This window comes from Desulfosporosinus hippei DSM 8344 (genome assembly GCF_900100785.1).
Taxonomy (GTDB): Bacteria; Bacillota; Desulfitobacteriia; order Desulfitobacteriales; family Desulfitobacteriaceae; genus Desulfosporosinus; species Desulfosporosinus hippei.
In genome coordinates this window covers 1-13528 of the sequence record NZ_FNCP01000050.1, presented here as the reverse complement: position 1 = coordinate 13528, position 13528 = coordinate 1, and the positions used below count along the sequence as shown (strand labels likewise).

Sequence of the window (13528 nt, the reverse complement as noted above, 5' to 3'; positions counted from 1 at the left end):
TCGAAAGAAAGCGAATATCTCAGACATCTGGTGATTATGCCGGAGGGGTTCCACCCGTTCCCATACCGAACACGGAAGTTAAGACCTCCAGGGCCAATGATACTTGGGGCATAGCCCCTGGGAAAGTAGGTTATCGCCAGGTAACAAGCGAAAGACCATCTCTGAATGAGGTGGTCTTTCTTTATGTGCCATCCTTCCACCTCTCTGGAGTGTCTTAAATTCGCCCACGTGGGCGAATTTGGGGAGTCGGGGTTCTACCCGTTCCAATTTGCTATTGTACTTTCATCTTTAAGGAATACTTTTCGATTATAATAAAAGTAACTATGCTGGAAAAGTAAAGTATCATTGAGTAGAGGAGATTCCATCCGTCTTTTAAAACAAGAATATTTAATTTCATAAGAATATATTGGCCGAAAAATGCAATGCAGAATGGTATGAGCTTAAAATACCATTTCTTAAGGATACATACACAGTAAATTAAAATTATGACCTCAATTAATTGATAAGCAAATATAAACATCGTGCTCGATAAATATAAATTTTCTGCCCAATTAACGTTATAGTATTGTTTTCCTAACAGTAAAAGTACGGGAATGGGGTAATGAAGAAGTACAAACCCAACAAAGTAAAATGTAATGTTCCTGATGAGTCTCGACTTAATGGGATTGAGCATAGTAAAGTACTTTTTGGAAAATACTTGAAAGAAAAAAATCAAGAAACCTGTCATGTAATACTTCCACCAGTGATGTTCGTATATTCCTGATTTCAAACACAAATACTCAATTAGTAAATAGATAATAGTTATAAAAGAAATCCATCCATATCCTAGGCAATTAGCTGCAACTAATATAGCTGTTCCGGGATAGAAAGTGGAGTTAAGTATTAGATGGCCTAATATGTTTTGTGCCCAAGGATCAGAGAAAATACCTGTTTTATAGGCGTAAGCATCAAGCAAGCCAAGGACGAAAAATTCACCGATCCATGTGATACATGTTGTAAAGAGGTAGAAAACAAGAAAGGTAGAACGTTTGACAGTTTGCTTTTTATAGATGGAAAAGACAGTGGCTCCCAGCCCAATAATAGCGATAAGATAATACCAGTATATGTTGGCCATAATTAGCTCCTTGTAATTTATATCAGAAAGATTTAACCATTATGAAAGTGTATATACTACTGCTCAGTAATGCCTCAGAAATAAATACACTATAGCTTTCCCGAAATTCTTGCAGAAATCCAAGATAATTTAGGGCTTTTAGCTATTAATCTTGGATTTCCTGTTTGAGCCAATCATGGCTAAAGAGAAGTCCCGTTTATAACCATAAAAACTAATTACGGTTAAAATAAGTATAAAGCTCCCTCGCCAGTAACATCTGAGCCATAGATAATTAAGATATGATATTGCAAAATCTAGCGAAAACCCTCAGTATAGTAAAGGGAAAAGCAAAGTTTTGTCGAATAAAGCTAAGTTGAATAATTTTATTCGTAGAGGAATGGTGATTTTTGGCTCGTATAGAAGATGAGCTTGTAAAAACAAGCTCAAAACATAGTAATCCTCTTAATATCATTCGTTATCTAGCTACATGCTTAAAAACTCTAATCATATCCTGCCTAGAAATTAAAGGTTTAGTTCTAGCATTCACTACTGTGGCCATGCTACACAAGTCCATTTTATTTATTGGCTTAATTAATAATGATAATGCAACTAAATATGACCATATAAAAGCTTTTTGTAGTTTCAGTTCCGCTCCTCCTTTAGATGTTTACGTCGCCTTTATTCTGGTAATCTTGAGTTTCTCCTATTTATTTAAGGGTAAAGCCCGTTTTTGGTGTCTAGTAACCTGTAATAGTTTATTTTCACTCCTCCTAATCACTAATTTGATGTATTATCGTGGGTACTGCAGCTTTGTATCACCATATTTGCTTAGTCAAACCACAAATCTGGACAATCTTTTTAGTAGTGTAATTTCAATGTTGCGTCCGGTCGATTTTTTCTTCGTTATCGACTTGTTATTTTTGGCGGGAATTGGCTTAGTGTATAAGGCTTTTTATAGCAGAGTTCAAAGAAGTGTTTATAAATTTCTGATCCTCTTAGTGCTTTCAGTCTCGTATATATATTACCAGCATGTTCAAATGGACTTAAGTGGAAAAGAAGATACTATGCTGTTCAGAGTTGCTTGGTCTCCGAATCAGACAATGTCAAACCTATCCCCGCTGGGCTACCATATGTTTGATACTTATAACTATTTTAAAGATCTTAAGGATGCCCAATTAACACCGGAAGAACAGAAAGAAATTAAGAATTGGCTCTCTGAAAATCAAGAGAAATTACCTCCCAATGATTATAAGGGGATGTTCAAGGGGCAAAACCTGATCATGATTCAAGTAGAGTCGCTTGAAAATTTTGTAATCAACCAACAAGTTAATGGCCAAGAAATTACTCCGAATCTCAATAAACTTCTGGCTAATAGTTTATACTTTTCAAATTTCTATGAGCAAGTATACAATGGATCAAGCTCTGATGCTGACTTAATGGCGAATACCTCTGTTTATCCGGTACGAACCGGTTCAACTTTTTTCCGGTTTCCAAGCAATACCTATAATTCACTTCCTAAGATTTTGAAAGAGGATGGCTATAGTACCTTAGCCATTCATCCTGATAAGGGCTCATATTGGAATTGGATGCCCGCCTTGACTGCTATTGGATTCGAAAAGACAATGGACGATTCGCGATTTAATACGGAAGAGAAAATTGGCTTAGGTCTTAGTGATGGCAGCTATTTTAAGCAAATAGCCCCGATTATTTCGGAACAAAAACAACCATTTTATGATTTTATGGTTACGTTAACAAGCCATAACCCTTTTGACTTACCTGAACAGTATCGATCCCTAAATCTAAGTGAGGATTTGAATAATTCAAAGTTAGGTGGATACTTTCAAAGTATTCGTTATACGGATGAACAAATTGGCCTCTTTTTAGAAAAGCTGGATCAAAGTGGGGTATTGGATAATACCGTTGTTGTTATCTATGGAGATCATACCGGAGTTCATAAATACTATAACGATGAAGTGAAAAAGGTTGAGCCCCAGGAAAGCTGGTGGCTGGATGACAGTAAAAAGATACCTTTAATCATTTATCATAAGGGAATGAACGGGAAAGAGATTTTCACCATAGGTGGACAGGTGGATACTATGCCAACGATAGCTTATCTCTTAGGCATCGAAGAAGATCGTTACAGTAGTACAGCTTTCGGACGAAACTTGCTGAATACTAATAGAAGTTTTGCAGTATTGGCCACCCGACAATACATGGGGGAATCTGAAAATAGTGTTGAATATGAGAACCGTCTAAAAGGAATCGATATTGCAGACCTTGTTATTCGAAAAAATTACTTTAAAGAAGCTGGCTATAAATAAAAAGAAGGACTTTGATATTCTTCAACGAAATAATCAGTCTAACTTTTAGTTTAAGTGTTACAGAAAAGGTGGTGCTCATTTTGACTGAAAAACAGCGCGTGATTCAAGAATATGTACCTGGAAAACAAGTAACCATGGCCCATATTATACCGAACCCTCAAGGCGATATTCATGAAAGATTAGGAATTGTAACATCAGGTGCCATTGGAATTATGACGATTACCCCCAGTGAAGCGGCGATTATTGCTGCAGATGCCGCAAGTAAAGCCGGAGATATAGAACTTGGCTTTTTAGATCGCTTTACCGGATCTCTGGTCATTACAGGGGATGTATCCAGTGTAGAAGCTGCCATAAGAGCAGCTGTAAATACTCTAGTTGACATTTTAGGGTTTACAGCGGCTGAAGTGACAAGAAGTTAATGGGCAGGATTCTACTGATAGGAGGAATAGGTGCCGGCAAAACCTCCTTAAAACAGACCCTAATGAATGAGCAAGTTACCTATCAAAAAACTCAAATGCTTGATTTTTGCAATACCTTTATTGATTGTCCGGGGGAATACCTGGAAATTCCCCGTTTCTATCATGTTTTAATTGATGCAAGCCATCAGGTCTCAGAAATTTGGGCCCTTCAAGATGCAACCAAACAACGATCTTTTTATCCTCCGCAATTTTCTAAAGTTTTTCGTAAACCAATCATTGGAATCATAACAAAGGTCGACTTGCCCAAAGCCAATATCCAACAAGCAACAGCTTACTTGAATTATGCAGGAATCGAAGAACCCTTTTATCCAATATCCGTGATGAACGGGGAAAGTGTTGCTCCATTGCGTTTGCGATTGGAGGAGTTGAATGAACTGCGAAAACGTTAAAGGTTTATGTTTGAAGTATACAGATCTTACTGAAGAAGATATCAACATTTTAGATTCAATGGTTTTACAAATACCCAATACTGCTGAGTTAACAGGCACAGATATCTTTATTGATGCGCCAATAAAAGATGGCTTCGATGCTGTAGTCTTAGCATGGGCTCGCCCTAAATGCCGGTCCTTGTACAGAAATAGTGTCGTAGGAGAATTAGCCTTAGCAACCAGTGAACCTGCAGTTTATCGAACCTTAATAACAGGGGAAACATGCCGGGACGTTCGAGGAGTTAGCCAAGAGGGAATTCCAATTGCTCAAACTGTAGTAGCCATTCGTAATCCTTGCGATAAAATCATTGGTGTATTAATTATGGAAAGAGATATCTCTGAAGAATTGCGACAAGAAGAGCAATTTGAGTTTTTAACTCAGACAGCGGAGCGCTTAAGTAATACGCTGATGAATTTGTCAATGACCGGTTCTCAGTTTGAAAATTGGGTTGGAAACGGGATATTTGTCTTAAATAAGTATAGTAAGATTACCTATGTCAATAAAAAAGCTGCTAAGATTTATCAGGAGTATCACGGGTTTGAGGCACTTGGGCATGATTTTTTATTTGCTATGTTCAATTGCTCTTGTTTAGAAGAACTTTTAGATGCTTTGAAAAGCCCTACCGAGTTTTGTATCATGGATAAGAGCTATCTTTTTGAGGCTTATCCTTTAGTCACATATGGAGATCTAAGCGGTTGCGTAATATCCTTAAGAGATATCACAGATCTGCGTAAAAAAGAACGTGAGTTGAATGCTAAGAGTACAGTTATTCGTGAAATTCACCACCGAGTTAAAAATAATCTTCAAAATGTTGCGGCCTTGCTTCGGTTACAAATGAGACGGTCAGATTTGGATACTGTCAAAGCTGAGTTTGCAGCAAGCATCAATCGAATTATTTCAATCGCCATGGTGCATGATGTCTTTGCCTGTCAAAACTGTGATTCTGTCGATTTAAAGGATCTTTCTCAGCGCATTTTAAAGGCGCTTTTGGAAAGCTCAACTTCGACTGAGCAGAGCATCGAAGCCCATGTTATAGGACAGAATTTGCATCTACAAAGTATAAAAGCTGTCCCGTTGGCTCTTGTGATTAATGAAATCCTGACAAACAGTTTTAAACACGGTGTTCGTCATTTAGATAAAGCAGTCATTACCCTTGAGATTATTGAGAAAAATGGACAAATACTTCTGACGGTAAGAGACAATGGTCCTGAACCGGAAGTGCCTTTTGATAAGGTCAAGCAACGACGGTTAGGTTTGCAAATTGTTGATTCCTTAGTTGAAGATCAATTGGGTGGAGAGTTCGGAATGGAACGTATTAACGGAATGACAGTGGTAACAGTAAGCTTTCCAATACATAACTCGGAGGGACGGTTATGAGCGAACTATCCATTTTAATTGCAGATGATGAGGCTTTAATTCGGCTGGATATTAAAGAAATGCTGCAAGGGGCTGGGCATATAGTTTGCGCAGAAGCAAACAATGGCTTAAAGGCTGTTGAGTTAGCAAAATCCTTTGCTCCGGATTTAGCGATACTTGATGTTATGATGCCCAAATTAGATGGTCTGGAAGTTGCAAAAATACTACATACTATGAACATACCCGTTATATTACTGACCGCCTATAGTCAAACTAAGTTTATTAATAGAGCAGAAAAGGTTAGTGTCTATGGATATCTGGTTAAACCAATAACCGAACGAGATCTCTTGCCGGCAATCCAAATTGCTTATGCCCGCTGGAGAGAAATGCAAGCTGTTCAGTCAAAATTAGAGACTACACAACAAGAGCTGCATAGTCAAAAACTAGTTTCCAGAGCAAAGGCAATTCTTGCCACTCGTGAGGGAATTAGTGAGTATGAAGCTCATCAATTGTTAATCCATCAGGCCATGGATCAGAGAATTACTGTCGTAAAATTAGCTGATCAGATTATTAAAACGGCGGAATAAATTTAAGTATTTGGTTATAGTTAATAATTATATTGGTATTCAAGAATTTGAAAAAACTTTCGTCAAAAAAAAGGAATATTGTGATAGATCGCGAATAGTGTAGATTATAGATGGAGTCAACCGTTACCAACTAGTAACTTCTAAACAAAGGAATAGCGGGCAATAATGCCCTTTATTACATCCGGAATTTTCGGGTGCAATAAAGGGCATTAATTTTTGTCCGAGAAAGGCGGGTGAAGACTAAAGTTATAGTTTAGTATGGTATCGGTTACATCTAATAAAAACAAAGGAGGTTTATATAGTGACAACAGAAACTAAAGTTGTGACCGCAGGGGCCGACGCAAATTTATCCAGAGTACTTAAACCTATCCACTTATGGGCTCTTGCAGTGGGATTGGTAATATCAGGAAACTATTTTGGCTGGAGTTATGGATTTGGTGCAGGCGGGCCGATGGGCTTAGCCCTAGCTTTAATTCCAGTTACGATCTTTTATGTAACATTTATCTTATCTTACTCTGAGCTGGCAACAGCAATTCCCCATGCAGGTGGTCCTTCGGCTTATGCCCGTAGAGCATTAGGGCCTTTTTGGGGATATATGAATGGTATTAGTTGTTTAATCGAGTTCATTTTTGCACCCCCGGCAATCGCTTTGGCTGTTGGTGGATATATTAACTTTCTCATTCCATCCGTTCCAACTTTGACAGCAGCAGTTGCGGCCTTCCTCTTTTTCATTTTTGTCAACTATTTGGGAATGAAAACTTCTGCTACAGTAGAATTAGTAGTCACCATCATTGCCCTTGTCGGTTTGGTTATTTTCTGGGTTGCGGCAGCACCTCACTTCTCTATGGCACGTGTTATGACAGAGCCTTTACTTCCTTTCGGAATGAAAGGGGTCATGGCCGCAGTTCCTTTCGCTATCTGGTTCTATCTAGCTATTGAAGGCGGAGCCATGGCAGCAGAAGAAATGGTAAATCCCCAGAAAGATATCCCTAAAGGTTTCTTAAGTGGTATGGGAACACTGATGATCATGGGCTTCCTGACCCTCTTTTTAACGGCTGGTATTGCAGACTATAATTTGGTTTCAGCTGTTGACTTCCCGTTGCCTATTGCCTTAGCTCAAGTCTTTGGCGAAAATGCCTTTATTGTTGTATTGGTTAATATCATTGGTTTATTCGGCTTAATTGCTTCCTTGCATGGCATTATCGTAGGTTACTCACGTCAAACTTATGCCATGGCTCGGACCGGATATTTGCCTAAGTTTTTAGCCTATGTAGACCCTAAACGTCACACCCCAGTGTGGGCACTGTTAATTCCTGGACTTATCGGCTTAGGTGTCGTGCTCACCGGGCAGACAGCTGTCGTTATTACTATTGCAGTTATCGGTTCTGTCGCCCTTTACATGCTTAGCCTAATTAGTCTGTTTGTTCTGCGTTCCAAAGAACCCAGTCTCAAAAGACCCTTTAAAGTATCCTATCCAATCATCCCGGTCATTAGCTTTATTACAGGTATTTTCTTGACCGTAAGTGTCATTATTTCAAGTGTACCTGCTTTGAAATGGACAGCTATTGTCTACGCCATTGCGATCGTTTACTATTTTATTTGGGGTAATAAGAATATCAGACCTTTTGAAGAAGAGTTCGGCGTTTTAGACGAACTAGATGCTTAAGACCAAATACCTTTTTGTGGAGAGGAGCCATCGTCATTAGATGGCTTATGGAAACAACATGGCTAAAGAGATGACACTAGTCAGTGTGGGGATCGATATCGGAACAACAACGACTCAGTTGGTCATTTCGCGGCTGACTCTAGTTAACGTAATGCCTGGAAGTCAAGTCCCGAAGGTGGAAATTAGTCATAAAAGTATTGCCTATCTAGGGAAGGTTCACTTCACTCCTTTTGAAGACCGTCAGCATGTTGACGGTGCTGCCCTTCGTAAAATCATCGCTAAGGAATACGAGAAGGCTGGAGTGAGGCCCGAACAGATTGACACAGGGGCTATTATTATTACCGGAGAAACCGCTAAAAAGGAGAATGCCTCGGAGATCATTCATTCCTTGGCCGATTATGCCGGAGATTTTGTCGTAGCGACGGCTGGACCGGATCTCGAAAGTGTGATTGCCGGAAAAGGATCGGGAGCTGAGGCGCTCTCCAAGCGCTTACATGGCTGTATAGCCAATATTGATATCGGTGGAGGAACAACAAATATTGCCTATTTTGATCGAGGTAAGTGTATTGGGACAGCATGTATCAATGTTGGCGGCCGACTTTTTGAAGTTGATCCGATTAGTCACAATTTAACCTTTATTTCCCCACCTGCCGAGAAGATATTGAGTCATTTTTATCCGAACACAGTCCAGACCCAAGGCGAGGAAGAATTAGTTATCATCAAGCACTGTTTGCGTAGTATGGTCGAATGTGTGGAACGTGTCATTTTTCAGGAACCCTTGCTTCCTCAGGACAATTGTTTGGTAATGACCAATTTATTACCGAATGTTAAGATCGACGGTGTGGTCTTTTCAGGAGGGGTAGCAAGATATATTTATCTTCCAGGAATCAATGAGTGGTGGATACATGGGGATGTTGGCCCACTATTAGCTGAAGCATTTCGTGAAAGTCGAATTTATTCCTCCCTGCCTGTACACGAAGGCACGGAAACCATTCATGCTACTGTCCTGGGGGCGGGGGCCCATACTGTAAATGTATCCGGTTCAACAATTACGGTTAGTGAGCATACCCTTCCACTGCGCAATGTGCCGGCGGTGTATCCGGAATTGAATGCGTCGGGTGGCTTTACATGGCTTAAGTCCACTGAGAATTATACCGACGCTCTTTACCGCACAGTTGCTTTAATCGTACCACCTTTGCCTAACACGGACTTTACCACGATTCTTTCCTTAGCAGAAACTCTAGCCGGTGAATTACCTTCAATCAAAGGGGAGCCTAAAGTGGTTATTGCCCAACAAGATATTGCTAAGGTTCTTGGACAAACCCTGCAGAGGCTTCTCACAAATATGCCAATAGTCTGCTTGGACGGTATTGAACTGGCCTTTGGCGATTTTTTAGATATTGCTAAACCCTTACCCCATCAAGATGCAGTGCCTGTTATTGTAAAAACCCTCGTCTTTGCCCGTTAATACTAGCCAACAGAAGGGATGTGAAATCGTGAATCTAAAGACACGACTTTTTGGTCAAACCTTTACCTTTAAAGATGTAAAGGATGTTTTGGCTAAAGCAAATGAAATTAAATCAGGGGATATCCTTGCTGGAATCGCTGCCGCAGATGCCGCAGAACGGATCGCCGCAAAACGAGTTTTATCAGAATTAACTTTAGAAGATTTACGAAAGAATCCTGTCGTGCCTCTCGAGGACGATGAAGTATCACGTGTTATCGACGCTGATGTCAATGAGCCCATCTACCATACGATTAAGAATTGGAGTGTTGCAGAGTTTAGAGAATACATTCTCAGAACCGAAACCAATGGTTCTGCTCTGAAAAGGATTAGTCGTGGTCTAACCTCAGAGATGGTCGCTGCAGTAGCTAAGCTAATGAGTAATCTTGACCTGATCTTAGGGGCAGCTAAAATTCAAAATTTGGCTCATTGTAATACGACAATTGGAAATGCAGGATGCTTAGCTTCTCGGCTCCAACCAAATCATCCTACAGATGGGGTCGATGGGATTTTAGCCAGCTTGCGTGAAGGGCTATCCTATGGTATAGGGGATGCAGTTTTAGGTTTAAATCCCGTTGATGATACAGTGCCTGCTACCATTCGCAGCCTGGAAACCCTCTATAACTTTGCTGAAGAATGGAAGATACCTACTCAGATTTGTGTTTTAGCCCATATTACCACTCAAATGAAGGCCTTAAGGAAAGGTGCCCCTGTGCACTTATTATTCCAATCTATTGCCGGCTCCCAGATTGGTAACGAAGCCTTTGGAGTCACTAAAGAAATATTAGACGAAGCCTATGCTTTAGGATTGAAAGAAGGCCGTGCCACCGGACCTAATATTATGTATTTTGAAACCGGGCAAGGCTCCGAGCTGTCTTCTGAGGCTCATCATGGTGCTGATCAAGTAACCATGGAAGCCCGGTGTTACGGGTTAGCCCGTCATTATAATCCCTTTTTAGTGAATACCGTTGTTGGATTTATCGGTCCGGAGTATCTATATGATACTCGTCAAGTAACAAGAGCAGGTTTGGAAGACCATTTTATGGGTAAACTAACTGGATTGCCAATGGGTGTGGACGCTTGCTACACCAACCATATGAAGGCAGACCAAAATGATATCGAAAATTTGGCAACTCTTCTCTCTGCGGCAGGGTGTACCTATTTCATGGGGATCCCTATGGGTGATGATGTAATGTTAAATTACCAATGCACCAGCTATCATGACATTGCAACCTTGAGAGAACTGTTTAACTTAAGACCGTTGCCGGAGTTTGAAGCTTGGGCAGAATCCATGGGAATCCTGGCAAAGGGCAAGCTTACAGCCCGTGCCGGTGATGCGACGATATTCACAAGGTAAGGGAGGGAAAAGAAATGAGCTTAGAAGATAGTGTTCGTTTAATCGTTGAAGAATTGCTTAAAGGAATGGATCAGCAGAAAAGCCAAAATTCCAGTACTAATCTCCCTTTAGCAAATTCAGCAAATAATAACGAATGTGAGATAAAAGATTTAGCAGAAATTGACTTACAACGATATCTGCAAGTACCTGATCCTGTCAACAAAGACCTTTATGAAGAGATGAAGCTTTCAACACCAGCCCGGATCGGAGTGTGGCGCTGCGGTCCCCGTCCATTGACAGATACTTTACTTCGTTTTAGAGCTGACCACGCAGTAGCCCAAGACTCTGTACTTGGAGTGGTACCAGAAGAATTTCCGGCAAAATATAATATGGTTCCTATCCAAACCCTCTGCAGCTCAAAAGATGAATATCTAACCCGACCGGACTTGGGCAGAAAACTAGATGATGAAAATTTAGGAATTCTGGCAAAGGGATGCCCTAAAGGTGCCACGGTTCAAATCATTGTATCTGACGGACTTTCCAGCAAAGCCGTTGAAGCAAATATTCCTAATCTTCTCCCTGCCTTGACTCAAGGGCTTGAAGGAATGGGTGTGAAGCTTGGAACTCCAATCTTTGTTCGCAATGGCCGAGTTGCCATCATGGATACCATTGGGGAAGAGTTAAAGCCTGAAGTTGCCGTAATTCTTATTGGAGAACGCCCAGGATTGGGAACGGCTGAGAGTATGAGTGCTTATATAGGATACAATCCAAGACTGGGTATGGTTGAGAGTGAAAGAACCGTGATCAGTAATATTCATAAAGGCGGGACTCCGGCTGCGGAAGCTGGAGCACATTTGGCCAGCTTAATCAAAAGAATCCTGGATGCTAAAGCATCCGGTGTTAATCTTGAGTAAGTAAGTCTTTAAGTAAGCAACAGTGGACGAACCTAGTATTAACCGATTATTCATAAGAACATTTCAATGTTAGCAAAGTTGTATTGGTTTATTATAAGTTGTCCATATATAATGGGTTGTGAGAATTTAACGTTTATTTGATATATAAACGATAACGAGAGGAGCAAACACAAATGGCTATAAGAGAAGATCTCGTAGCACTAGGAATGGTAGAAACCCGTGGAATCGTAGGAGCCATAGAAGCGGCTGATGCCATGGTCAAAGCAGCCAATGTCACCTTAATCGGGAAAGTAAAAGTTGGAGGCGCCTTAGTGACGGTCATGGTTCGAGGAGATGTGGGAGCGGTAAAAGCTTCCGTTGATGCCGGAGCAGCCGCCGCTGAGCGAGTCGGAGAGCTGGTCAGTTGTCATGTCATTCCCCGCCCACACCCTGAGTTGGAAGCAATCCTGCCTAAATTACCTGTCTTTGAAGAAAAGCCAAAATCCAAAAATGTTGAGAACAAATAAATCGTCGGATCTTAAGAAAAGCGTCCGGCGGGAATAGGGAGGATAACTATGATAGAGCCTCTAAAACCCAAAGTATTAGCCGTCCGATTAATCCCGAATGTAGCCCCGGATTTAGCCCAGCAGCTTGGTCTGACGGACTATCAGCGTTCCATCGGCATGATTACCGCCGACATTGATGATTCCACCTACGTAGCCTTAGATGAAGCCACTAAAAAAGCGGAAGTCGAAGTCGTGTATGCCAAGAGCTTCTATTGCGGAGCAGCTCGTGCCTCCGGCCCGCTATCCGGAGAAATCATTGGCATCTTAGCAGGCCCCAATCCGGCGGAAGTCCGGGCTGGAGTGGATGCCTGCATCGAACACCTAGAAAATGAATGCTGGTTTTACACCTGTGACGGCGGAAAAACCGCGTTTTTCCCGCATACCGTTTCAAGAACCGGAAGCTATCTCTCTAAAGTTGCCGGCATCGAAGAAGGTCAGGCTCTGTCCTACCTGATTGCCCCTCCGATTGAAGCCATGTTTGGCTTAGACGCCGCTTTAAAAGCCGCCGAAGTCAGCATGAAAGCCTTCTACGGCCCCCCGACGGAAACCAACTTTGGCGGCGGACTCTTAACCGGCTCGCAAAGTGCCTGCAAATCCGCCTGCGAAGCCTTCCAAAGAGCCGTTATCGACGTCTGTGAAAACGGATTAAAATTTTAGGAAAAGGGAGGTGCAGCTTCGTGATGGAACTTGACCGAGATTTATGTTCCTTACAGGAAGCCCGAAATTTAGTACGAGCTGCGCGCAAAGCCCAAGAAGCTCTGAAAGACTTCACGCAAGAGCAAGTGAATCATATTATTGATATGATGCGCGAAGCCGGGGAAGCTAATGCAGCCAGATTAGCCATGATGGCTGTCTCCGAAACGGGGATGGGCAACTATAACGATAAATGCTTTAAGAACTATTTTGCCTCGCGCACCCTTTACGAGTTCATCAAACCCATGAAGACCGTGGGAATCATCCGAGAAGATCAGGAGCAAAAGCTTTGGGAAATCGCGGAACCCGTGGGCGTCATCGCCGGGATCGTCCCGACGACAAACCCTACCTCAACCGTCATCTACAAAGCCATGATCGCCCTCAAATCCCGGAATGCCATCGTTTTCTCCCCCCACCCGAGTGCCGTACGCTGCACTAATGAAGCGGCGAAAATCATGGAACAAGCTGCCGTCGCCGCAGGAGCACCGGAAGGGGTTATCGGATGCATCATGAATGTCTCCATGGGAGCCACCAACGAACTGATGAAACACCCTGATGTAGCCATGATCCTAGCTACCGGCGGAAGCGCCCTGGTTAAAGCCGCC

13 protein-coding genes and 1 rRNA gene are annotated in these 13528 nt (G+C 41.8%); 13 read left to right on the top strand and 1 reads right to left on the bottom strand.

The features are described 5' to 3' along the window. Positions 1-26: 26 nt before the first annotated feature. Positions 27-142: ribosomal RNA gene (rrf, locus tag BLS16_RS22490) — 5S ribosomal RNA — on the top strand. 129 nt (positions 143-271) lie between these two features. Here the strand turns inward: rrf and BLS16_RS22485 are convergent. Beyond that, positions 272-1114, bottom strand: coding sequence for a hypothetical protein (locus BLS16_RS22485; RefSeq protein ID WP_092335823.1), 843 nt, complete (start codon positions 1112-1114; stop codon positions 272-274). Between the two features lie 854 nt (positions 1115-1968). On the opposite strand from BLS16_RS22485, the gene BLS16_RS22480 reads away from it, so the two are divergent. The 12 genes from BLS16_RS22480 to BLS16_RS22425 all read left to right on the top strand — a co-directional run. Next, complete coding sequence (locus BLS16_RS22480; RefSeq protein ID WP_242876411.1) at positions 1969-3414, top strand: LTA synthase family protein; 1446 nt, start codon at positions 1969-1971, stop codon at positions 3412-3414. An 80-nt stretch (positions 3415-3494) separates the two neighbouring features. After that, positions 3495-3833 carry an ethanolamine utilization microcompartment protein EutS gene (gene eutS / locus BLS16_RS22475; protein WP_014902629.1) on the top strand — a complete coding sequence of 113 codons (339 nt, stop codon included), beginning with the start codon at positions 3495-3497 and terminating at the stop codon, positions 3831-3833. Next, positions 3833-4282: a EutP/PduV family microcompartment system protein gene (locus BLS16_RS22470; protein WP_092335821.1), complete on the top strand. Its 450-nt coding sequence runs from the start codon at positions 3833-3835 to the stop codon at positions 4280-4282. The genes eutS and BLS16_RS22470 overlap by 1 nt, the downstream gene beginning before the upstream one ends. Beyond that, on the top strand, positions 4263-5699 hold the full coding sequence (locus BLS16_RS22465) for a sensor histidine kinase (protein WP_092335820.1): 1437 nt from the start codon (positions 4263-4265) through the stop codon (positions 5697-5699). The genes BLS16_RS22470 and BLS16_RS22465 overlap by 20 nt, the downstream gene beginning before the upstream one ends. Further along, complete coding sequence (locus BLS16_RS22460; protein ID WP_092335819.1) at positions 5696-6265, top strand: ANTAR domain-containing response regulator; 570 nt, start codon at positions 5696-5698, stop codon at positions 6263-6265. Before BLS16_RS22465 ends, BLS16_RS22460 begins: the two co-directional genes overlap by 4 nt. A 301-nt stretch (positions 6266-6566) precedes the next feature. Continuing rightward, complete coding sequence (gene eat / locus BLS16_RS22455; protein WP_092335818.1) at positions 6567-7931, top strand: ethanolamine permease; 1365 nt, start codon at positions 6567-6569, stop codon at positions 7929-7931. 40 nt (positions 7932-7971) lie between these two features. After that, positions 7972-9399: an ethanolamine ammonia-lyase reactivating factor EutA gene (locus BLS16_RS22450; protein ID WP_242876410.1), complete on the top strand. Its 1428-nt coding sequence runs from the start codon at positions 7972-7974 to the stop codon at positions 9397-9399. A gap of 28 nt (positions 9400-9427) precedes the next feature. Continuing rightward, positions 9428-10792 (top strand): ethanolamine ammonia-lyase subunit EutB, encoded by a 1365-nt coding sequence (locus BLS16_RS22445; RefSeq protein ID WP_014902635.1) that lies wholly within the window; start codon positions 9428-9430, stop codon positions 10790-10792. 14 nt (positions 10793-10806) lie between these two features. Further along, positions 10807-11685, top strand: coding sequence for an ethanolamine ammonia-lyase subunit EutC (eutC, locus tag BLS16_RS22440; protein ID WP_092335817.1), 879 nt, complete (start codon positions 10807-10809; stop codon positions 11683-11685). Positions 11686-11858: 173 nt separating this feature from the next. Next, the gene (locus BLS16_RS22435) at positions 11859-12191 is read left to right on the top strand and encodes a BMC domain-containing protein (RefSeq protein WP_014184351.1); all 333 of its coding nucleotides are present in this window, start codon (positions 11859-11861) and stop codon (positions 12189-12191) included. A 48-nt stretch (positions 12192-12239) separates the two neighbouring features. Further along, positions 12240-12887: an ethanolamine utilization microcompartment protein EutL gene (gene eutL, locus BLS16_RS22430; RefSeq protein ID WP_092335816.1), complete on the top strand. Its 648-nt coding sequence runs from the start codon at positions 12240-12242 to the stop codon at positions 12885-12887. 23 nt (positions 12888-12910) lie between these two features. Then, on the top strand, positions 12911-13528 hold a 618-nt coding region (locus BLS16_RS22425), incomplete at its 3' end, for an aldehyde dehydrogenase family protein (RefSeq protein ID WP_143015569.1).